The sequence below is a fragment of the Microbacterium sp. Soil_N32 genome, from assembly GCF_057655505.1.
Window position 1 is genome coordinate 42,837 of sequence record NZ_JBDGME010000010.1, and the last position, 22,744, is coordinate 65,580.

Genomic DNA, 22,744 nt, shown 5'->3' on the forward strand with positions numbered 1-22,744 from the left:
ATGACCACCCCCTCGACCAGCCGTTCGATCCCCACCGCCGCGAAGGTGATCAGTGCCATCGCGCTGGGACTCGCCGCGGTGCACATCGCCCTGACCGCCGTCTTTAACGTGCCGTCGACGGAGGTGAAGTACGGCCCGTTGCCTGGACGGGCAGCGGATGCCTGGATCAAGCCGTACTTCCTGCAGGACTACCGCATCTTCGCCCCCGACCCGGCGAGCGCCGACCGCAACCTGTGGGTGCGGGCCTGGGTGCAGAAGCCCGACGGGGAGCGCGTCGAGACGAAGTGGGTCGACGTCACGGCGATCGAGCTGGCCGAGCCCTACCGTCGGGTGCTGCGCAAGCAGCTGACGGTGATCGGCGCCGAGCAGCTGATGACCTCGTACAACAAGCTCACTCCCGAGCAGAAGACGGTCGTGGGGGAGAACTTCCACGACAGCGCGGACCTCGCGGACTTGAACGAGGCGCTGCTCGATGCCGACGACGGTAACCCGGGCGACGTGCGCTCGTTCATCCGCGCGACGAACTACACCACCTCATACGCGACGCAGGCCGCCCAGGCGCTGTGGTCGGACGACGGGGAGGTGCTGGCTGTGCAGACGCGTGCGGTGTACAGCCCGGTGGTGAGGTGGGACGACCGCTTCGATCCGGATGCCCGGCGCCCCGCCTCGTCGTACACCGAGCTCGGCTGGCGTCCCACGCTCGAGTGGTCGCAGCAGAGCACGGATGCCTTCGCCCGCACGTTCCTGCACTGGGCCGAAGCGGCCGGGGTCAGCGGGTCGCTCACCGACGACGAGGGGGAGGACGGATGATCGTCGTGACTCGGTTGTGGGACGCCCTTCTGCACTGGCTGCTCGACCGCCGGCACGCCACGTACGGGCTCGCGGTGATGCGCATCGGCTTCGGCGGCATGACCATCGCGAGCATCCTGCTGTATCTGCCCGACTACTCCTACACGTTCGGAGAAGGGTCGCGATGGGGAGAGTCGCTCTACCGCCCGAGTCCGGTCAACGACTACTTCTGGCCGCTCTCCGTGCTGTTCTCGCGCTCCGACCCCGATTGGCTCACCTTCCTCAAACTCGCGGTGCTGGTGGCGGTCGCCGCGGCGTTCATGCTCGGGTGGCGGATGCGCGTGATCGCGCCGCTCTTCGCGGTGCTGTGGCTCGGTTACGCGTCGACGAACCCGCTGGTGCTCAACACCGGGCACTACCAGACGTTCCGGGTGATGCTCCTGTTCCTCCTGCTCGCCGACACGTCGCGGCGATGGTCGCTCGACGAGCGGCGTCGGGCGCGCTCGGGCACGGAGCATCCGCTCACGTTCCGCGGGCGCAGTCTTCCCCGCTGGGTGCCGATCCTGTCGAACAACATCGCGGTCGTGCTCATCGGCGCCCAGCTCTGCATCGTGTACATCACGAGCGCGCTGTGGAAACTGCAGGGCACGATGTGGACCGAGGGGATCGCGGCCTATTACCCCCTGCGGCTGGAGCAGTTCATCCTCATCCCGTGGCTGAACGACATCGTGTGGCAGATCACCCCCGGCATCTTCATCGCCTCGTGGTTGAGCGTGTACATGCAGCTGCTGTTCCCGTTCACACTGCTGAACCGGTGGACCCGCATCGTGGGTCTGGTCGCGATCACGGGTATGCACGCCGGCATCGGCATCCTCATGTCTCTTCCGTTCTTCTCGCTGGTGATGATCTTCAGCGACATGATCTTCGTGCGCGACGTCACCTGGCGCCGCGTCGAGAAGGGTGTGAGCTCGCGGTGGCGGGCGCTGCGCGCGCGGGGGACTGTGAGCACCCGACAACGACGCGACGCTCCGACCCCGGCGAAGATTGGAGAAGAGCCACAGCCCGCTTCGACCGACGTTGTCGGAGTCCTACCATGAGAGCATTCCACCGTCTCTGAGAGGAACACTCATGGTCGACGCCGCCGTCCGCCCCACGAAGTCCCCGACCGTCGAGGCCACGAGCCCCGCGATCGACGTGCCGCTCGTCAACGATCTGCTGCTCGGCACCTGGGCCGACATTCGTCGGCAGGCGCGCGAGATGCTCAAGGACTCGGCGTTCTGGCGTCAGGACGGCCTGGGCATGGACGAGCACCGCGAGCGCGTGCTCAGCCAGCTGCACCTGCTCGTCGAGAACAAGGCTGTGCACCGGGCGTTCCCCAAGTCGCTCGGCGGCGAAGAGGACAACGGCGGCAACATCTCCGGCTTCGAAGAGCTCGTCGTCGCCGACCCGAGCCTGCAGATCAAGTCGGGCGTGCAGTGGGGGCTCTTCGGATCGGCCGTGCTGCAGCTCGGCACGACCGAGCACCACGAGAAGTGGCTGCCGGGCATCATGGACCTCTCCATCCCCGGCGCCTTCGCGATGACCGAGATCGGACACGGATCCGACGTGGCCGCGGTGGGGACGACCGCGACGTACGACCCCGAGACGGAGGAGTTCGTCATCCACACCCCGTTCCGCGGGGCGACGAAGGAGTACCTCGGCAACGCCGGTCTGCACGGGGTCGCCGCGACGGTGTTCGCGCAGCTCATCACGAACGGCGTCAACCACGGCGTGCACTGCTTCTACGTGCCTCTGCGCGGCGACGACGGGGTCGACCTCCCCGGGATCGGTCGCGAGGACGACGGTCTCAAGGGCGGACTCAACGGCATCGACAACGGCCGCCTCAGCTTCGACCACGTACGCATCCCGCGCACCAACCTGCTCAACAAGTACGGCGACGTCGCCGCCGACGGCACCTACACCAGCGCGATCGACAGCCCCGGCCGGCGTTTCTTCACCATGCTCGGCACGCTCGTGCAGGGGCGCGTCTCGCTTGACGGCGCGGCGTCGTGGGCATCCGCCCTGGGTCTCCACATCGCGATCACCTACGCGACCCAGCGCCGCCAGTTCGACGGCGTCGACGGGCACGAGGTCGTGCTCATGGACTACGGCAAGCACCAGCGGCGCCTGCTGCCGCGCCTCGCCACCACCTACGCGCAGATCTTCGCGCACGACGAGTTCCTGCAGAAGTTCGACGGCGTGTTCTCGGGCCGCACAGACACCCCGGCCGACCGCGAGGACCTCGAGACGCTGGCCGCCGCCCTCAAGCCGCTGTCGACGTGGCATGCGCTCGACACGCTGCAGGAGGCACGCGAGGCGTGCGGCGGCGCCGGCTTCATGTTCGAGAACCGGCTCGTCGGCCTGCGCGCCGACCTCGACATCTACGTCACGTTCGAGGGCGACAACAACGTGCTGCTCCAGCTCGTCGGCAAGCGCCTGCTGGGCGACTACGCGAAGCAGTTCAAGGGCAAGGATGCGGCGAGCCTCGCGAAGTTCGCCGTCGGGATGACCGCGGGCAAGCTCTTCCACGGCGCGGGGTTGCGGCAGTTCGGGCAGTCGGTCGCCGACTTCGGGCAGGTGTCGCGCTCGGTCGAGAACGGTCTGCGCGAGGAGCAGCAGCACGAGCTGCTCGCCGAGCGCGTGCAGCAGATGATCGCCGACGTCGCCGGTCGCCTGCGCCCCGGAGCGAAGGACAAGGAGCTCGGCGCCCGCCTGTTCAACGAGAATCAGGCCGAGCTCATCGAGGCCGCCCGCGCGCACGGCGAGCTGCTGCAGTGGGAGGCCTTCACGGATGCCGTGCACCGCGTCGACGACGCGCAGACGAAGGCCGTACTCACCTGGCTGCGCGACCTGTTCGGCCTGCAGCTCATCGAGAAGCACCTCGCCTGGCACCTCATGAACGGGCGGCTGTCGATGCAGCGTGCTCAGGCGGTGTCGAGCTACATCGACCGCCTGTGCGCACGGCTGCGCCCGCACGCGCTCGACCTCGTCGCCGCGTTCGGCTACGAGCCCGAGCACGTGCGCGCCCCCATCGCGTCGGGCGCGGAGCAGGCCCGTCAGGACGAGGCGCGGGCGTACTACGCGGACCTCGCTGCGTCGGGCGAGGCGCCGATCCCCGAGAAGGCGCTTCGCGCGGCGAAGAAGCGCTGACGCGCCGCCCCGAGGGGCTCAGACGTCGACGCCGCGCTCGCGGAGTGCGGTGCGATAGAGGTCGATCTTGTGATCGATGACCTCGCGGCACGCGACGAGCTCCCGGATCTGCGCGTCCAGAGCCTGGGCATGCGCTTCCATGAGAGCGATCCGCTCGCGTTCGTTCCCCGCACCGGCACGCACGAGGTCGGCGTATTTCGCCATCTCGACGACCGGCATCCCGGACTCGCGCAGCCGGGTCAGCAGCGAAAGCCAGCCGATCGCCTCTTCGTCGTAGGCGCGCCGTCCGCCCGAGGTGCGCGGCACCGGTCGGGGGAACAGCCCCTGCGTCTCGTACCACCGCAACGTGTGCACGCTGAGGTTCGAGATCTCGGCGAGCTCGCCGATGCTGTAGGTACGTCGGGTCTCGGTCGCGTTGACGGTCACGGGTCCTCCTTGACTTCGAGTCAACTCTAGATCGTAGGGTGACGATCATGATCACGCAGTCCGAGATGCTCTCCCGCCAACAACCCCTCGCATCCGCCTTCGGTTACCGTTCCACCGCGGCCGAGGTGATCGCGGGCCACGACCTGGCGGGGAAGCGGGCGATCGTGACCGGCGGCTACTCCGGTCTCGGACTCGAGACGGTGCGCGCGCTGGTCGCGGCCGGGGCCGACCTGGTGGTGCCCGCCCGTCGTCCCGACGTCGCCGCCGCGGCGCTGGCCGACCTTCCCGCCGTGCGCGTGCATCCGCTGGACCTCGGCGACCTCGAGTCGGTCGCGGCCTTCACAGAGCGGATGCGCGCGGAGGAGGCGCCGATCGATCTGATCATGAACGTCGCCGGTGTCATGGCGTCGCCGTTCGCCCTCACCCCGCAGGGGTGGGAGTCCCAGTTCGGCACGAATCACCTCGGGCACTTCGCGCTCGTCGCCGGGGTCGCCGACCTCCTCGCTCACGGCGCCCGCGTGATCGCCTACTCCTCGGGTGCGCATTTCCGCTCACCCGTGCGGTTCGACGACGTCAACTTCGCCGAGACGCCGTACGACCCCTGGGTCGCCTACGGCCAGTCGAAGACCGCCGACGCACTGTTCGCCGTCGGCCTCGACGCCCGCGCCGCTGCGCGCGGCATCCACGCGTACTCGGTGCATCCCGGCGGCATCCTCACCGATCTGCAGCGCCATCTGCCGCGGGAGGAGATGATCCGCCGACAGTGGATCGACGCCGACGGCACCCCCAACCCGCGCTTCAAGACACCCGCGCAAGGGGCCTCGACCGGGCTCTGGGCGGCCACCGCACCCGAGCTCGCCGACCGCGGCGGCGTCTACTGCGAGGACTGCGCGGTCGCCCGCGTCGTGCCCGAGGACGCCGCCGACCTCACCGCCGGAGGAGTGAAGGAGTGGGCGGTCGACGTCGACGCCGCCGACCGGCTGTGGGCCCTGTCGGTGCAGGCGACCGGCCTCGACCCCTTCGCTGACTGAGCGCCGTTCCCGCGCGATCGGCCTGCCGAGGCGACCGGCGCCCCCTCGCGCGGCGGGGGCGCCGGCGAGACCGGCGTCCCTCGATCCGATATGCCTGTGAACCCCTCCCCGTGCGGTGACGTAATGTCACTCGCACCCCCCACCCGAGAAGGAGCATCCATGACCAGCGTCACCGCGTACGCCGCCCCCGCCGAGGCCGCACCCCTCGAGAAGACCACGATCGAACGACGCGAGCTCGGTCCCCACGATGTGCTGATCGATGTCGCGTTCGCGGGCATCTGCCACTCCGACATCCACACGGTGCGGGGCGACTGGGGTCCCCAGCAGTACCCCCTCGCGCCCGGGCACGAGATCACGGGCACCGTCGCCGCCGTGGGTTCCGAGGTGACACGGCACGCGGTCGGCGACCGTGTGGGCGTCGGATGCATGGTCAACTCGTGCGGCGAGTGCCGCCAGTGCCGCCGCGGCGAGGAGCAGTTCTGCGAGAACGGCGCGACGATGACCTACGGCGCGGTCGACCGCGACGGCACGATCACGCAGGGCGGCTACTCCCAGCAGGTCGTCGTGACGGAGTCGTTCGTGCTGCGCATCCCCGACGCGCTCGCACTCGACGTCGCCGCGCCCCTGCTGTGCGCCGGCATCACCACCTACTCGCCGCTGCGCCACTGGAAGGTCGGCGAGGGCTCCCGGGTCGCGGTGGTGGGCCTGGGCGGCCTCGGCCACATGGGCGTGCAGATCGCGCACGCGCTCGGCGCCGAGGTGACGGTGCTGTCGCAGACCCTGGGCAAGAAGGACGACGGGCTGCGTCTCGGCGCCGACCACTACTACGCCACCCGCGACGAGGAGACGTTCCGTACCCTGCGCAAGTCGTTCGACGTCATCCTCAACACCGTCAGCGCCCCGATCGACCTGCGCGCCTACCTCGGCCTGCTCGACATCGACGGAGCGATCGTGTGCGTGGGCGCCCCGCCGGAGCCCCTCGCGCTCACCGTTGGAGCGCTCATCGGCGGACGCCGCTCGGTGGCCGGGTCGAACATCGGCGGCATCCGCGAGACGCAGGAGATGCTCGACTTCTGCGCCGAGCACGGCATCGCCGCCGAGATCGAGGTCATCCCGGCCTCCGACATCAACGAGGCCTACGAGCGCGTGCTCGCGTCGGACGTGCGCTACCGCTTCGTGATCGACGCGGCCACCTTCGACGCCTGAGACGCGAGGGCCCGGTGTCGGAGGGCGGCGCTAGCGTGGTGCGCATGACCTCCCTCCTCACCGGGCCCGACGGCCGCGCCCGCTGCGCGTGGGTCGGCGACGACGACGAGTACCGCCGGTATCACGACGAGGAGTGGGGAACCCCGCTGCACGGCGACCGCGCACTGTTCGAGAAGATGTCGCTGGAGGGGTTCCAGGCGGGGCTGTCGTGGATCACGATCCTGCGCAAGCGACCACGGTTCCGCGAAGTGTTCGACGGATTCGAGCCCGAGCGCGTGGCGCAGTTCGGCGACGACGACGTGGAGCGTCTCATGGCCGATGCAGGGATCATCCGCAACCGGGCGAAGATCCTGGCGACCATCGGCAACGCCCGTCTCGTGCGCGACATGTCAGACGGCGAGCTCGACGCGCTCATGTGGTCGTTCGCCCCGCCCCCGCGCAGGGAGCGGCCGGCGGCCTTCGGTGACGTCCCGGCGGTGACCCCGGAATCGACGGCGATGAGCAAGGAGCTGCGCCGTCGCGGCTTCCGTTTCGTCGGTGCGACCACCATGTACGCCCTCATGCAGTCGACCGGGATGGTCGACGACCACATCGAGGGATGCTGGCGCGCCTGAGCATCCGTCCCCCCGCGGTTATACTCGTGCGCGGGGGGACCGGCGCCGCACTGCCGTCGCGCGATTCGCGCGACCCCCGTCGATGACGCATCCGGAGCCGGAGGAGGACGAGTGGCGAAGCGCATTGCCTCGACGCCTCCCGTGCTCGCCGGTTACAGCTACGTGCGCCCGCTCGGATCGGGCGGATTCGCCGACGTCTTCCTCTACGAGCAGGACATGCCCCGCCGGGTCGCCGCGGTGAAGGTGCTGCTGGCCGATGCGGTCAACCCCGAGGTGCTGCGCTCGTTCAACGTCGAGGCCGACATCTCGGCCCGCCTGAGCGCCCACCCGTCGATCGTCACGATCTACCAGGCGTCGATCTCGTCGGACGGGCGCCCGTACTTCGCCATGGAGTATTGCCCCGACACCATGAGCGCCCGCTACAAGAAGGCACCGCTCGCACTGCCCGAGGTGCTCGACATCGGCGTGCGCATCGCCGGTGCGCTCGAGACCGTGCATCGCGCCGGCCTGCTGCACCGCGACATCAAGCCGTCGAACGTGCTGGTGAACTCGCTCGGCGCGCCGGTGCTCGCCGACTTCGGCATCGCCGCCGCGGTGCTCGACGAGGGCGACCCCGAGACCATCGCCATGTCGGTGCCGTGGAGCGCGCCCGAGGTGCTGCAGGAGCGGGTCTCCGGCTCGGTGCCCAGTGAGATCTGGAGCCTCGGCGCCACGCTGTACACGCTGCTGGCCGGACGCAGCCCGTTCGAGAAGCCCGACCGCGCCGACAACACGCGCGAGCAGCTCACCCAGCGCATCATCCGGGCGAAGTACCCGCCGCTGCCGTTCTCGGGCATGCCGCCCGTCGTCGACGAGATCCTCGCCACCGCGATGCAGCGCGACCCCGCGCGTCGGTTCCCCAGCATGGCGGCCTTCGGCGAGCGTCTGCGGCACGCGCAATACGAGCTCGGGCTCGTGCCGACGGCCTTTGAGGCCGCGTCGGCCGAATGGGCGGCGGCCGCGCCCGTGAGCTTCTCGGATGCGGCCCCCCGCGGCCCCGTCATCACCACCGTCGCCCCCGACTCGCGCCGCGCGGCCCGCGCCGCGAAGCAGCACGGCGCAGCCCGCGATCGCGACGACGTGCCCGTCGCCTCGCGTCCCCGCGCCCGCTCCCCGCTCGTCGCCGGGATCATCGGAGCCGTCGTCGGAGCCGCCGTGATCGCCGCCGTCGGCGTGGGCGTGCTGATGCTCACGGGAGTGATCTGATGGCGATCGGCGACCGCGCGCGCACCGCGGCGAAGCCCCGCTCGCGCGGCCGGCTGATCGCCGGGATCTCCGGCATCGCCGCTCTCGCGGTGGTCGTCACGCTCGCGGTCACCGCGCAGGGCTATCAATCGCAGGAGGTGCCGCGACTCGAGTCGACGGTGTGGGTCATGCGCGACAGCGGGCAGTACGCCCGCGTGAACACCGACCTCGGCGAGATCGACACGGTGCGCGAGGTCGACGACCCCGAGGCCGTGTGGCAGAGCGGGGCCTCCGCCGTGCTCTACTCGCAGGGCAACCGGCAGCGCTGGGACCTCGACCCGGCCAAGCCCGCGAACCTGCTCAGCGACGCCGCCGACGCCGGCACGCCCTCGGCCTCCGAACCGACACCCGCCGGCACCCGGGAGATCGTCTCGGCCGGCCCTTACGCGGCCTACCGCACCGATACCGGTCAGGTCTCGGTCACCACGCTCGACGCCGGAGCGGGTACCGCGCCGGTCGATCCGTTCGCCGAGGTCGAGGTCGCCGAGGGCGAGGACCCGCCGTCGTACTCCGCCGACGCCATCGGCCTCTCGCCCGACGGGGTGCTCGCGATGTACTCGGCCGAAGAGGGCGCCGTGCGCCGCTTCGACATCGAGGAGCACCGCTTCCTCGGCGACGCCGCGGAGCTCGCCGACGCCCCGGACGGCGGCGAGGGGCTGGCCCTCACCGTCGTCGGTGACCGGTGGGCACTTCTGCAGTCCGGCGACGGCGACCTCTGGCTCTCGGGCCGCGACGAGCCCGTCTCGATCGACGTCGCCGACGACGCGCGGCTGCAACAGGGCGCGGGGCGTGCGGATGCGGTGGTGATCGCCGACTCGGGCGGCCTCGTGTCGGTCGACCTCGGTTCGGGCGAGGAGGAGCGCATCGTCGAGGCGACGGGGGTGCCCGCGACGCCGATCGTCGTGCGCGACCGCGTCCATGCCGCCTGGGTCGACACGGGCGCAGGAACCCTCTGGGTCGACGGCGAGTCGCGCGCGCTCGAGGTGCCGGGCGACACGCTCGAATCGGCGAGCATCGTGCCCGTCTTCCGCGCGAACGGCGACCGCGCCGTGCTCAGCGAGGTCAGCACGGGCCTGCTGTGGACGGCGCCGGACGGCACGCTCATCCCCCTGGAGCAGTGGGCGCTCGAAGACGACACCGAGAAGGAGGAGGGCACGGTCATCGTCGAGGACGTGGCCGAGCAGCTCCCACCCGTGGCCGTCAACGACGCGTTCGGCGTGCGCGCCGGCGAGCAGGTGCTGCTGCCCGTGCTCCTCAACGACCACGACCCGAACAAGAAGGACGTGCTCACGATCGAGCCGTCGTCGGTCTCGGGCACGTCGGATGCCGCGTTCGGTCAGCTGTCGCTCGTGGCCGACGGGCAGGCGATCGTCGTCGACGTGGCGGCGACCTCGGGTCAGGCGAGCTTCACCTATTCGGTGACCGACGGCTCGGCGGTCTCGCCGCCGGCGACCGTCACTCTCACCGTCGTCGACACCGGGGTGAACTCCGCGCCGGTGTGGTGCGGCGTCGATGCCTGCAGGCAGGACTGGCCCACCCCGCAGCTGCTGCCCGGCGGGAGCACCGTCGTGTCGGCGCTGTCGGCCTGGGTCGACCCCGAGGGCGACCCCTTCGTGCTCGCCGACGCCTACGAGGCCGATCCGGCAGCCCCCGTGATGGTCGTCCCGATGGCCGACGGGCGGGTCGCGATCCGGCACACCGACCCGAACGCCACGGATGCCGTGATCCCCGTGACCGTGGTCGTCGAGGACTCACGCGGCGCGCGCGCCGAGAAGACGCTCGACGTGCAGGTGACGGGCAGCCCGGCGCTCACCGCATCCCCGGTCGCGGTCACCGCCCGCATCGGCGAGGCGCAGTCGATCACCGTGGCCGATCACCTCTCCGGCGGCTCCGGCTCGTACCGCCTCGTCGACGCCGTGCAGACCGCGGCGACCGCGCCCGGCCTGGAGGTCGCCCCGAACCTCGCGTCCGGCGACGTCGAGCTCACGGTGGCCGAGCCCGGTCAGTACGTCGTGACCTACACCGCGCAGGACACGCTGACGCAGGCCGAGCAGTCCGCCGTCATCCGCATCACCGCCGTCGACGGCGCCGCGCCCCTCGCTATGGCGCCCCTCACGGCGTTCGTGCGGGAGGGGGAGGACACGACCGTCGACGTGCTCAGCGCCGTGCAGAACACCAGCGGACGCGTGCTCATGCTCTCGGGCGTCGAGAGCTCGACACCGCAGCTCAGCGCCCGGGTCGTGAACAACGAGAGCCTGCGGGTGAGCGGCATCACCGAGGACGGAACACCCGGGGTCATCGGCCGGGCGACGGTCACGGTCGAGGACGGCACCGGCGCGGCGGTGAAGGGATCGGTGACGGTGTTCCTCACGCCGCCATCGACCGTCACGCGACCGATCGTGTTCGCCGACGCCGCCACCGTGCGGGCGGGCTCGCTGACCCGCATCCCGGTGACCGCGAACGACGTCGCCCCGCGCGGCGAGCCGCTCGTGGTGCGGCCCGAGGTGACCGGATCGGGAGAGGCGGGCGAGCTCGTCTTCGCCGACGGGAACGCGCTGCGCTACCTGGCCCCCTCGACGCCGGGCACCTACCGCCTCACCTACTCGGTGTCGCTCGAACGCAACCCGACGCTCTCCGACGACGGCGCCGTGACCGTGACGGTGCTGCCCCCTGGCACCAACCGCGCTCCCACGCCGACGACCCTGACCGGGCGGGTGCTCAGCGGGCAGACGGTGGCGCTCTCCGTTCCCGCGACGGGCATGGACAGCGACGGCGACCGCGTGGTGCTCGCGGGCATCGATCAGCCGGGCAAGGGCGCCGGCTCGGCGACCATCTCGGCGCGGGGCGATGCGATCGTCTACCGGGCTCCGGCGGGGGGCGTCGACGGCGGGCAGGTGAGCTTCGCCTACACCGTGCGCGACCCCCAGGGCGAAGAGGGCACAGGGCTCGTGCGTATCGGGGTGCTCGACGCCGAGGTCGACGACACCGCACCCGTGACGTTCAGCGACTATGTGCGGGTCGAGGCGGGGTCATCGACGCCCGTGGTGCTCGATCCCCGCTCGAACGACCTCGACCCTGCGCAGGGCGAGCTGGAGATCACCGAGCTCGTGCCGAACGCCCCCGCGGTGGAGGGCAACCCTCTCTACGAGCGGCTCGACGCGCTCATCGACTCCGACACGTCGCTGCCCGACGGCCGGGTCGTGCTGCGCGCCGGCGACGTGGCCGGCACCAACTCGTACTTCTACACCGTGCGCTCGTCGCGCACCGCGAGCACCGCCCAGGGGCTCATCGTCGTCACCGTCACCGACGGCGCCGTCACCGATCAGCCGACCGTCGCCGACACGGTGCTCACGGCCCGCGACCGCACCGATCTCCCCGAACGCGGAGTCGACGTGGTCTCCGACCGCGTGCGGTGGCCGTCCGGCGACGTCAGCTCGCTGAAGCTGAGCCTGTGGGGCGACCAGCCGGGGTACTCCGTGCAGGGCACCCGCATCGTCGGTCCGGCACCCGAAGAGGGCGGCCTCGTGCCGTTCCAGCTCACCGGCACCGCCGCGGGCGGTCGCGACATCGTCGCCTACGGCTTCCTGCACATCCCGGCGTTCGACGACATGCAGGTGCAGATCCGGCCCGGCGCCACCCCGGTCGTCGTCGACGAGGACGCGTCGGCGTCGTTCGCGGTGCGGGACTACGTCGACCTCCGCGGATCGGACGAGATCGAGGTCGGCTCCGACGACTTCACCGCTCAGCGGGCCGCCGCCACGTGCGTGCCCGAGGGAGCCGGGCGTGCGACCTACACGGCCGGCCGCGACGCGCCCTGGTCGGACACCTGCCTCGTGCCGGTGCGTCTCGCGGGGCAGGAGCGGTGGTCGTACATCGACGTGCCCGTGAGCATCCGACCCGCCGAGCCGCAGCTGCTGCTCTCGTCGATCGCGCACACCGTGGCCCCGGGAGCATCCGCCCAGTTCGACCTCTTCGCCAACATGGCGTCGTGGGAGGGGGGACGCGAGGGCAACGCACGCTCGCTCGAGTTCCGCACCGTGTACTCCGGCGCCGCCTTCGTCGTCACGCAGCAGGGCACGTCGCTGACGGTCGAGGCCCGGGCCGATGCCCGGCCGGGAACAGCCGAGACCGTGACGGTGAGCGTGCCGCAGTACGGCGAGCCCACGGCATCCATCCGACTGGTCGTGGCGCAGGCGCCGCCGGATGCCCCGCGCGGCGCCACGCTCACCCGCCAGTGCGTGGTGACGAGCCCGAACTGCTCGATCGACCTCGTCGACGTGGCGGGAGAGTACGACCCGTTCGCGGGCAAGCCGGGCGCGGGTCTGCGGCTCGTCTCGCTCGGCGCGGGTGCGCGCTGCGACGTCGCGTCGATCACCGTGTCCGGCGACCGCGCCGTGACCGCCACCTGGCCGCGCGGCGGGCAGACGCCGGGCGGGCAGTGCGTGATGCCCTTCGTCGTCGAGGATGCGCAGGGCCGCACGGGTACCGGTACCCTCACCCTCGATCTGCAGGGCTTCCCGCAGGCGCCGGCGAGCGTCACAACCGTCGCCTACGACCGTTCCTCCGTCGTGCTCGAGGTTCCTCTCGGCGAGGCGGGGCGCGCGCATCCCGCCGTGAGCGGCGTCACGATCCTGCAGGACGGCGCCCCATCGAACGCGTCGTGCGTGCCGTCGAGCGGGTCGTCGTACCAGTGCACGGTGTCGGGGCTCGTGAACGGCGAGCGCCATGCCTTCTCCGCGGCCGCGGTCAACGCTGTGGGCACCTCGGGCCCGACGTCGGCGCACACGAGCTGGGCCTACGCCGCACCGGTGGTCTCGAACGCCACGGCGACGCCCGTGTACCGCCCGGGCGGCAGCGACCGCGGTCGCGGCGTGGTGGCGCTGTCGATCTCGGCCTCCGACGACGCGCGCTCCTTCCGCGTCGAGGAGACGGGCCAGGTGATCGACCGCACCGGTCCGACGACGACGGCCGAGATCTCGCTCGCCCCCGGTGCGCAGACCCTCACGATCGTGCCGATCAGCCAGTTCCAGCCCCCGACGGGCGGCGGCAGCAACGAAGGCGGTGCCTTCCAGACCTCGGTGACCGTGGCGGGTGCGCCGTACTTCGACGCGGGAACCCAGGCGGGGGCGTCGTCGAACACCTCCATCAGCGTGACCTCGCCGACCTCCGCGCAGCCGAACGGCAGCGCCCAGGGCGTGCAGCTCATGTACGTCGCGTGGCGGTCGGGCAACGTGTCGTGCTCGGCCAACGCGAACGGCGGGCTCGTGGTCTCGGGCGCCGAGGCGCAGTCGGCGAGCCCGTCGATCACGGGGCTGGCCGAGTATCAGCTCTACAACGTGAAGGTCTGCGCGTCGAACGGCTACGGCGTCACCGAGTCGAACACGACGCAGGTGTTCACCTTCACCTCGGTCGACGGCCCGTCGGGGCAGGCGCGGTACCGCGTCGCGACGACGCCGCAGGTCGACGGCAACCGGTACGAGTACCGGCTGGAATCGGCGCCGTCGATCACCGTGCGAGACGGCTTCGCCGCGCAGTACAACCTCTACAACGAGTGGAAGCGCGACTTCGCGCTCAGCCCGGACACCGCCCCGAACCAGCCGACCGCGCGCGCGTGCCACACGACCTTCACCCTCTCGTGCTCCGCGCCCGTCGCCATCTCGGCCGAGACCGTGCCCACCATCGTGAACGTGCAGTTCCAGGCGTGCCTCCCCGCCGACAAGGACGACGTCGTGACCGTCTCGGCGGCCGCGCGCGGCTCCTACCGCGTCGGCAACCCCGTACCGGTCGCCGACGTTCCCGGTGCGGTCGACGTGACCGTCACCTGGAACGGTGCCTACGGCTCTCTGCAACCGATCACCCACCGCGTGACGGGTGTCTGCCCGTGATGACCGACCGCTCCCGCGATCTCCGCCCCTCGACTCCAGGACTGTGAGTGCCATGCCCGCTGCCTCCACCGCACCCGTGACCATCTCCGCCGAGCAGGCGTCGTGGTTCGCCGAGACGTTCTCGATCCTCACCGGCAACGTCGAGCAGGTGGTGCTCGGTAAGCGGCACATCGTCGAGCTCGTGCTCGCGACCGCCGTGACGGGCGGCCACGTGCTGCTCGAGGACTTCCCCGGCACCGGCAAGACCGCGCTCGCGCGCGCGATCGGCCAGACGATCCGCGGCACGAGCACGCGCATCCAGTTCACCCCCGATCTGCTCCCGGGCGACGTCACGGGCATCACCGTGTACGACCAGAAGGAGGGCACGTTCGAGTTCCACGCCGGGCCGGTCTTCGCGAACATCGTGCTCGCCGACGAGATCAACCGTGCGAGCCCGAAGACCCAGTCGGCCCTGCTCGAGGTGATGGAGGAGGGCACCGTCACGGTCGACGGCGTCACCCGTCCCGTCGGCTCGCCGTTCCTCGTGCTGGCCACCCAGAACCCGATCGAGCAGGGCGGCACCTACCGTCTGCCCGAGGCGCAGCTCGACCGCTTCATGATCAAGTCGTCGATCGGCTACCCCGACGAGGCCGCGACCATGCGCATCCTCCAGGGTGCGGCGCAGCCTCCGCGCGTGCTCGACGGTCTGGTGGGCACCGACACGATCCTCACGATGGGCGAGATGGCCCGCGGGGTGTACGTCAACCCGCTCATCTCGGACTACATCATGCGCATCGTCGATGCGACCCGACGCGCGTCGGAGGTACGCCTGGGTGTGAGCGTGCGCGGCGCGCTCGCCCTCTCCCGGCTGGTCATGACCTGGGCCGCGAAGAACGGGCGCACGTTCGTCACCCCCGACGACGTGCGCGAGCTCGCCGTCGTGGCGCTGGCCCACCGCCTGGTGCTCGAGCCCGAGGCAGAGTTCGACGGCGTCACCGCCGTGGCCGTCATCGGACAGATCCTGCTCGACGTCGAACCTCCGCGCGAGAACGGCGCTGCGTGAGCTTCACCACCGAATCCCGACTGACGCGCACCACCGCCGGTACGTCGACCTCGACGCGCACGGCGACGGTCACGCGCTTCACCCGCACGCGCCGCGGCCCCGTGCGCGGCGCGGTGTTCGGGGTGCGCCGGGCGGCGCGCGCGACGGCGCGCACGGCCCGGCGGACGGCGGGGTGGGTGCGCGAGACGGTGACCGCCGCCGGGATGCTCACGGTCGTCGCGCTCGTGCTCGGCCTCGTCGCCGGGCTGGCGTTCGGCTGGATCGAGGGCTGGGCCGTCGCCGCCATCGCCCTCGTGCTCCTCGTCGTCTGCGTTCCCTTCATCCTCGGTGCCCACGACTACGGCATCCGCCTGACCCTCGATCGCGACCGTGTCGTCGCCGGATCGGAGATCGCCGCGACCCTCGACGTGCGCAACAACGGCGCCCGCTTGTCGCTGCCCGGAGTGGTCGACGTGCCCGTCGGCGAAGGACTCATCGAGGCGCACGTGCCGCTGCTGCGGCCCGAAGCCCAGCACCAGGAGCAGCTGACGATCGCCGCCCGCCGCCGCGGAGTGATCGATGTCGGCCCGATGACCATCACGCGCGGCGACCCCATCGGCATCCTGCGCCGCGAGATGCGCTGGCCCGAGGTGCAGCGCATCCACGTGCATCCGGTGACCGTGCGCATCCCCAGCACGAGCGCGGGGCTGATCCGCGACCTCGACGGCACCCCCAGCACGACCCTCGTCGACGCCGACCTGTCGTTCCACGCCGTGCGCGAATACGTCGTCGGCGACTCGCAGCGCCACGTGCACTGGAAGTCGACCGCGAAGACCGGGCGGCTGATGGTGCGGCAGTACGAGGAATCGCGTCATGCGCGCATCGCCATCGTGCTCGACCTCGACGCCGAGTCGTACGAGACCGACGACGAGTTCGAGAGCACCGTGAGCGCCGCGGCGTCTCTCGCGCTGCAGGGCGTCCGCGACGGACGCGACGTGCTGTTCGTGGTGAGCGACGAGATCCCCGAGCAGAGCCGGTCGGAGGTGTTCTCCATCCGCACGCTGCCGACCGTCACCCCGCAGGCGCTCCTCGACGCCACGTCGACCCTCGACGCGGCCGACCGCGTCATGCGCCTGGAAGCCGTGACCGCGCTGACCGCGCAGTCGTATCCTGATCTGTCGATCGGGTTCCTTCTCACCGGTTCGCGCACCCCGCTCGATCGCCTGCGACTCGCCGCGGTCAAGCTCCCCGCCGCGGTCGACGCGGTGGCCGTGCGCACCGAGCTCGGTGAGGAGCCGACGATGAAGACGGCGCGCGAGCTGTCGGTGATGACGCTCGGCGCGCTGGGCGACCTGCCCCAGATGCTGGCGAGGGGAGCCCTCGGATGAGCGCCCCCGCGACGACGCGCACCCGCCTCCCGCGCGGGGCCGACAGCCGCATCTCGGCGCTGCAGGTGTGGGCCCTCGGCTACGTGCTCGTCGGCATCCTGCTGGCGACGGCTGCGGCCTGGCCCGTCTACCAGAGCCCGCGCGTGCTGCTCGTCGGGCTCGTCGGCGGCGCCCTCGGTGCCGCGGTCGCGGTGATCGCGCGTCTGCTGCGGTGGGGGCTGCTGCTCAGCGCGCTGGTCGCGGTCGGCGCGTATCTGGTCGTGTCGGTCCCGCTCGCGATCCCCTCGGCCCTCTCCCTGCCCGGGCTGCTCAGTGGCCTGCGCGACGCGGTGCTGGGCATCGTACTCGGGTGGAAGCAGATGCTCACGCTCAGCCCGCCCCTCGGGGAGTACCAGGCGGTGCTGATCCCCTTCCTCGTGGTGTCGCTGTTCGGCGCGTTCCTCGCCACATCGTTCGCCCTGCGCGCCGGACGCCGCGCCCTCATCGCCACACCGATCGTCGCGGCGATGACCGTGTTCGGCATCGCGTTCGGCCTCGGCGCCACGAGCGACGGCGTCACGATCGCCGGGGTCGAGGTACCCGCTCCGCGGGAGTGGCTCATCGGCGTCGCGGTGTTCGCGGCGTCGCTGGTCTGGCTCGTCGGGCGCTCCCGCATCCAGCGTGCGCGTGCGCTGCGGCTGGTCGCCGCCACCGGGGTGCGTCGGCGCGGCGCGCCCGTGTGGCTCGCCGTGCGCCGTCACCTCCTGTCGGGGGCACTCGTGGTGGTGGCGCTGGTCGCCGGTCTGGCGATCGCCCCGGCCGCGGCCGGATGGAACGACCGATCCGTGCTGCGCGACGAGGTCGAGCCGATGGTGGTGGTGCAGCGTCAGACCAGCCCGCTCAGCGCATACCGCGGATGGTTCACCGCCGACCGCCTCGACACGCCCGTGATCGAGCTGGGCGGCGACGTGAGCGCGGTCGACCGCATCCGCTTCGTCACCCTCGACGCGTACGACGGCGACGACTTCCACATCGCGCCGGAGGAGCGGTTCAGCCGCCTTCCGCGCACCGCGCCGCCGGCCGACGGTCGTGTGACCCTCGACGTCACGGTGGGCGACGGCTACCGCGGCATCTGGGTGCCGGCGCCGGCCGGGCTGGCCGAGGCGCCGCGCTTCTCGGGGGAGCGGGCGGATGCTCTCGCCGACGGCTTCCACGTCGACGTCGACGGCGACACCGCCATCACCATCGCCGACGCCCCGGGCGATGGCAACGGTCTCGTGCCCGGCGACGCCTATACGGTGCTCGCCGACGCACCCGCACGGACCGACGGGATCACCGAGCTGCGCGGAGGAGACTCCACCCTCGACGCCGACGCCTACCCGGCGCTCGTGGAGTGGGCCGAGATGCAGGAGCAGCCGCGCACCGGCGCCGGGTTCGTGGAGCTCGTCGATCGGCTGCGGGCCCGGGGCTACCTGAGCCACGCCCTGCTCGACGACGCCTCGGCGGCGGCGTGGGTGGGTGCGCTCGAGCAGAGCGACGGATACTCCTTCGCGGCGAGCTACGCCGGGCACTCCGCCGCGCGCGTCGAAGAGGTCTTCACGACGATGATCGACCAGGAGCGCCGGGCGGGCTCGGATGCGGCGCCCGAGCTGCTGGTGTCGGCCGTCGGCGACGACGAGCAGTTCGCTGCCGCGGCGGCTCTGCTCGCGCGGCACTGGGGTCTCGACTCCCGCGTCGTCATCGGTGTGCGCACCCCTGCGGCCGAAGAGGTGCCCGGCATCCCCGCGTGCGACGACGTGTGCACCGGGGCGAACATGAGCGCCTGGGTCGAGGTGCGGTCGCAGGGCGGAGCTTGGCTGCCGATCGACGTCACCCCGCAGTTCGCGATGCTGCCCAGTGCCATCACCGAGGGCGAGCAGCTGCCGGAGAATCCGACCGTGCCCGAGCAGCCGCGCTCCGAGGCGCTCGACCCGCCGCAGGCCCAGAGCGACTCGAACGACGATGCTCCCCCGCTCGAGGCGCCGGATTCCGGCCTCCTCGCCATCCTCCTCCCGATCCTGCGGGCGGCGGGTCTCGGGCTGCTCGTGCTCGCGCTGCTCGCCCTCCCACTTCTCGTGCTGCTCTTCGCGAAGCGCCGGCGCACCCGGTCGCGCCGACAGGCCGACGACCCCGAGACCCGTCTGGCGGGCGCGTGGGAGGAGCTGGTCGACCTCTACGCCGACCACGACATCGCGATGGACGTGCACGGCACGCGCGTGCAGCGGGCGCGCTCGACCGACCGGGGTGCCGCGCTGCGGCTCGCGGCGCTCGTCGACCAGGGGGTCTTCGCGGGAGACCCGCCCAGCGCCGACCAGGCCGAGGCCGGGTGGCGCATCGTCGACGCCGAACGCACCGCCCTGGTCGCAGGGCAGAGCCGGTGGAAGCGGCTGCGCGTGCGGCTGCGCCCCGCCTCGTTCTTGCGTCGCGCGCGACCGGTCGACGCGCGCGGTTTCGCGGGTCGGCGCCTTGGGATCGGTACGCTCGCAGTAGCCGGTCCGCCACACGACCGGGAGAAGGAGACCCCATGACTCCGTCGGAAGCGTCGGGCGCGATCGCCACGTTCTTCGTCGCGATCGGCATCGGGCTGGTCATCGCGATAGCCCTCTACGTCTGGTACGCGATCGCCCTGTCGCGGCTCTTCCCGCGCCTCGGCGGCGAATCGTGGAAGGGGTGGGTGCCCGTTCTCAACGAGGCCGAGATCCTCGCGCGCGGGGGAGTGCCCGCCTGGTCGGTCGTCTTCTACTTCATCCCGATCGTGCAGCTCTACGGGCTGTATCTGAAGGTGACGGCGACGCACCGCATCAATCAGCAGTTCGGCCGCGGTGCCGGGTCGACCGTGCTCGCCATCCTGCTCCCGCCGGTCTGGGCGACGGTGCTCGCCGCCGGTGCGCCGCCGTACCCCGAGGGGGATCGTCTCGCGGCGCTCCAGCCCCCCGGGCCGCGCCGCACGCCGCAGCCGTACGCGACCGACGAGGCCGAGGGTTCTCGTGGACTGCTCGCGCCGCCCGCCCCGCAGCGCCTCGCGACGAGTCACGCCGGTGCCTCGCCCCAGGGTGGGTTCATCCCCTCGGCGCCGACGGCGCCGGCTGCGTCGTCGGCACTCCCGCCCGAATGGCAGGCGTTCGCGCCCGCGCCGCAGCCTCCGGTGGCCCCGGCCGCGCCGGCTTCCACTTCGGCTCCGCCCTCGGCTCCGGCTTTCGCGGAGTCGCCCGTCCCGCCCGCGACGTTCGGAGAGCACCCGGCGACTGCCGCCCCGGCCCCGACGACCCCGTGGGCGGGTTCGCCATTCCCCGCAGCCTCGGCCGCGCCCGCTCCGGCCGCACCCGCCTCTAATGTTCCCGCGGTGCCCCCGGCATCCGAGCCCGCTCCTTCGCCGTACGCACCGCCCGTCGCGTCGGAGGCACCGCTCGACACGGTTCCGGCACCCCCGCCCGCCGCGCCGCACACTCCGGCGCCCTCACCTGCCGCTCCCGAGCCCGCGGCTGCCGGCCCTGTGGCGTCGGCATCCGAGCCGTACGTGCTCACCCCCCAGGTGCTCCCGGCTCCCGGCGCGTCGGCCCTGACGCATCCGGCGCCGCCCGCCGAGCCGGCGGCGCCGACGGTGCCGACGCCGATCGTCCCCACCCCGCCGGCCGTCGATGCGCTCGACGAAGACGTGGCGAAGACCGTCGTGGTGCCGCGTCGCCAGGACGACGATCTCGAGGCGACGGTCATCGTCGCGCGCAAGCGCGGTGTGCGCCGCTCGCTCGTGCTCGACGACGGACGCACCTTCGCGCTATCGGGCGCCAGCGTGGTCATCGGTCGCAACCCGGTGGGCGAGCCCGGCGAGCAGCGTCTCGCGATCACCGACGCCACGCGCACCCTCTCGAAGACCCACGCGCGTCTGGTCGTGACCGACGACGAGTGGCGGCTCACCGACCTGCACGCCACGAACGGCGTGGTCGTCGTCGCCGAAGACGGCACCGAGGTGCTGCTCGATCCGGGCGAGAGCGTGCTCGGCACCGGCCGTTTCGTGCTGGGCGAGGTCGGTATGCACGTCGTGGCGGAGAGCATGTCGTGACGCTCTCGTCCGTCGTCCTCAACGTCGCCGCGCTCAGCGACACCGGCCTCAAGCGTGCTGCCAACGAGGACTCGGTGCTGGCGGCCACGCCGATCTTCCTCGTCGCCGACGGCATGGGCGGGCACGAGGCGGGCGACCGGGCGAGCGCGGCGGTCGTCGACGCGTTTGCCCCGCTGAGCGGAACCGCCGTGGGGATCGACGACATCCGCATCGCGCTCGGTCGCGCAGCCGCGGTGGTCGAGGCGATCGCGGCCGCGCATCGGCAGGGAGCGGGGAGCACCGTCGCGGGCGCGGCCCTCGTCGAGCACGAGGGCGTTCCGCACTGGCTGATCTTCAACGTCGGAGACTCGCGCGTCTACCGGCACCAGGCGAACGAGTTGGTGCAGCTGACCGTCGACCACTCCCTCGGGCAGGAGCTCGTGGATGCGGGCGAGATGCGACCAGAGGATCTCGCCACGTTCCCGCAGCGCAACATCATCACCCGCGCGATCGGCGCGACCGACAGCGCCGCCGACAGCTGGCTGGTGCCGGTGGTCGACGGAGAGCGCCTGCTGCTGTGCTCCGACGGGCTCAGCGGCGAGGTCAGCGACGAGGCGATCCGCGCGACGCTCACGATGTGCGGTCGGCCCGAGACGGCCGCCGCCGCGCTGATCCGTCGAGCGCTGCAGGCCGGTGGCCGCGACAACGTCTCGGTCGTCGTGGTCGATGTCGTCTCGGGAGGTCTGCGGGCGGGCCGCGACGACGACACCGCCGGACGTCTAGCCGTCTCGATCGGCACCGAGACGATGCTCGAGGGCACGACGGTTCCGGTGCGCGCGCGATGAGCACTCCGGGCGACGAGGTCGAAGCCGAGGTCGACGAGACGGTCGTCGTCTCGCGCCGCGCGCGTCGCCGCGCCGCCGACCACTCCGAGGCCGCCGCCCCGGCGCCGGCGGACGACGACTTCGCGCACGAGGCGACGGTGGTCGTCGATCGCTCGCGGCCGTCGGATGCTCCCGCCCCCGACGCGCCGGCCGACGATGAGTTCGCGCACGAGGCGACGGTGGTCGTCGATCGCTCGCGGCCGTCGGATGCTCCCGCCTCTGACGCACCGGCGGATGACGAGTTCGCGCATGAGGCGACGGTGGTCGTAGATCGCTCGCGGTCCACCGCCGACTCCGCTCCCGACGAGTCGGCGAGCAAGAGCGACGCCGATCAGGATGTCGACAGCGCCGTCGACGACCGCACCATCGCGATCGACCGCTCCCGGCCATCAGGGAGCGCGCCCGGGGAGCAGTCGGCGGAGGCGCCCGACGAGGCGACCGTCGCGGTGCCCCGCCGAGGGCCCCGCCTGCTTCGCCGCCGCAGCCCGGCCCGCGCGGACTCCGAGGGGGCAGTCGACGACACGTTCCCGGCCGACACCGTCCCCCGTTCGACGACGTCGTTCGAGAGACCGGCCGGACTCACGAACCCGGCGATCTACAAGCCGCGCCCCGCGCCGCTCGTGCCGTCTGCTCCGCCCGTGCAGGTGCAGGGTGCATCCGCCCCCACTCGCACGGTCGACCCGGCCCGTCCGTCGGTGGCGAAGGGCGCCGTGCGCGAGAGCCGCCTGACCCTCGCCGCGTTCGTCGCCGCCTGCGTCGTCTCGGTCGCCGGCCTCACCGGCCTCATCTTCCTGATCATCGGCTGACGGAGAGAGGGGCAGGGAGATGCGCCAGCACGAGGACGCGGAAGATGTTGAAGACGCGGAGGATGCGCGGGCGGCAGCCGCGGCGCGTCGAGAGATGAACGAGACGGGCGAGCATCCCGTGCCCTGGCATGTTGTGAAGGAAGAACTCGGTCTGATCGACTGAG

At 71.8% G+C, this 22,744-nt stretch carries 16 protein-coding genes; 15 read left to right on the plus strand and 1 reads right to left on the minus strand.

The window, feature by feature from the left end; all coding sequences use genetic code 11:
- Genes AC3A3J_RS01985 through AC3A3J_RS01995 form a run of 3 tightly spaced genes read left to right on the plus strand, consistent with a single transcriptional unit; the run spans window position 1 to window position 3,978 of the window.
- Complete coding sequence (locus AC3A3J_RS01985; RefSeq protein ID WP_487670682.1) at window positions 1-810, plus strand: DUF5819 family protein; 810 nt, start codon at window positions 1-3, stop codon at window positions 808-810.
- On the plus strand, window positions 807-1,886 hold the full coding sequence (locus AC3A3J_RS01990) for an HTTM domain-containing protein (protein WP_487670683.1): 1,080 nt from the start codon (window positions 807-809) through the stop codon (window positions 1,884-1,886). Before AC3A3J_RS01985 ends, AC3A3J_RS01990 begins: the two co-directional genes overlap by 4 nt.
- Before the next feature lie 31 nt (window positions 1,887-1,917).
- On the plus strand, window positions 1,918-3,978 hold the full coding sequence (locus AC3A3J_RS01995; RefSeq protein WP_487670684.1) for an acyl-CoA dehydrogenase family protein: 2,061 nt from the start codon (window positions 1,918-1,920) through the stop codon (window positions 3,976-3,978).
- A gap of 18 nt (window positions 3,979-3,996) precedes the next feature.
- On the opposite strand, the gene AC3A3J_RS02000 is transcribed toward AC3A3J_RS01995, so the two are convergent.
- Window positions 3,997-4,404: a MerR family transcriptional regulator gene (locus AC3A3J_RS02000; protein ID WP_487670685.1), complete on the minus strand. Its 408-nt coding sequence runs from the start codon at window positions 4,402-4,404 to the stop codon at window positions 3,997-3,999.
- Between the two features lie 47 nt (window positions 4,405-4,451).
- Between AC3A3J_RS02000 and AC3A3J_RS02005 the strand changes: the two genes are divergently transcribed.
- From AC3A3J_RS02005 to AC3A3J_RS02060, 12 genes are all read left to right on the plus strand, one after another.
- Window positions 4,452-5,435, plus strand: a complete 984-nt coding sequence (locus AC3A3J_RS02005; protein WP_487670686.1) for an oxidoreductase — start codon at window positions 4,452-4,454, stop codon at window positions 5,433-5,435.
- A 159-nt stretch (window positions 5,436-5,594) separates the two neighbouring features.
- Entirely contained in the window at window positions 5,595-6,641 is a 1,047-nt protein-coding gene (locus AC3A3J_RS02010) for an NAD(P)-dependent alcohol dehydrogenase (protein ID WP_487670687.1), read from the plus strand.
- Window positions 6,642-6,685: 44 nt separating this feature from the next.
- On the plus strand, window positions 6,686-7,255 hold the full coding sequence (locus AC3A3J_RS02015) for a DNA-3-methyladenine glycosylase I (RefSeq protein WP_487670688.1): 570 nt from the start codon (window positions 6,686-6,688) through the stop codon (window positions 7,253-7,255).
- A gap of 111 nt (window positions 7,256-7,366) precedes the next feature.
- Entirely contained in the window at window positions 7,367-8,500 is a 1,134-nt protein-coding gene (locus AC3A3J_RS02020; protein ID WP_487670689.1) for a serine/threonine-protein kinase, read from the plus strand.
- Window positions 8,500-14,424, plus strand: coding sequence for an Ig-like domain-containing protein (locus tag AC3A3J_RS02025; RefSeq protein ID WP_487670690.1), 5,925 nt, complete (start codon window positions 8,500-8,502; stop codon window positions 14,422-14,424). The genes AC3A3J_RS02020 and AC3A3J_RS02025 overlap by 1 nt, the downstream gene beginning before the upstream one ends.
- A 52-nt stretch (window positions 14,425-14,476) precedes the next feature.
- On the plus strand, window positions 14,477-15,466 hold the full coding sequence (locus AC3A3J_RS02030) for an AAA family ATPase (protein WP_487670691.1): 990 nt from the start codon (window positions 14,477-14,479) through the stop codon (window positions 15,464-15,466).
- Window positions 15,463-16,833 carry a DUF58 domain-containing protein gene (locus tag AC3A3J_RS02035; protein WP_487670692.1) on the plus strand — a complete coding sequence of 457 codons (1,371 nt, stop codon included), beginning with the start codon at window positions 15,463-15,465 and terminating at the stop codon, window positions 16,831-16,833. Before AC3A3J_RS02030 ends, AC3A3J_RS02035 begins: the two co-directional genes overlap by 4 nt.
- Window positions 16,830-19,379 (plus strand): transglutaminase domain-containing protein, encoded by a 2,550-nt coding sequence (locus AC3A3J_RS02040; RefSeq protein ID WP_487670693.1) that lies wholly within the window; start codon window positions 16,830-16,832, stop codon window positions 19,377-19,379. The genes AC3A3J_RS02035 and AC3A3J_RS02040 overlap by 4 nt, the downstream gene beginning before the upstream one ends.
- On the plus strand, window positions 19,376-20,911 hold the full coding sequence (locus AC3A3J_RS02045; RefSeq protein WP_487670694.1) for a DUF5684 domain-containing protein: 1,536 nt from the start codon (window positions 19,376-19,378) through the stop codon (window positions 20,909-20,911). Before AC3A3J_RS02040 ends, AC3A3J_RS02045 begins: the two co-directional genes overlap by 4 nt.
- Complete coding sequence (locus tag AC3A3J_RS02050) at window positions 20,908-21,735, plus strand: PP2C family protein-serine/threonine phosphatase (protein ID WP_487670695.1); 828 nt, start codon at window positions 20,908-20,910, stop codon at window positions 21,733-21,735. Before AC3A3J_RS02045 ends, AC3A3J_RS02050 begins: the two co-directional genes overlap by 4 nt.
- A complete protein-coding gene (locus AC3A3J_RS02055; RefSeq protein ID WP_487670696.1) occupies window positions 21,732-22,580 on the plus strand; it encodes a hypothetical protein in 849 nt (282 codons plus the stop codon). Before AC3A3J_RS02050 ends, AC3A3J_RS02055 begins: the two co-directional genes overlap by 4 nt.
- Before the next feature lie 19 nt (window positions 22,581-22,599).
- On the plus strand, window positions 22,600-22,743 hold the full coding sequence (locus tag AC3A3J_RS02060) for a hypothetical protein (RefSeq protein WP_487670697.1): 144 nt from the start codon (window positions 22,600-22,602) through the stop codon (window positions 22,741-22,743).
- Window position 22,744: the final 1 nt, after the last annotated feature.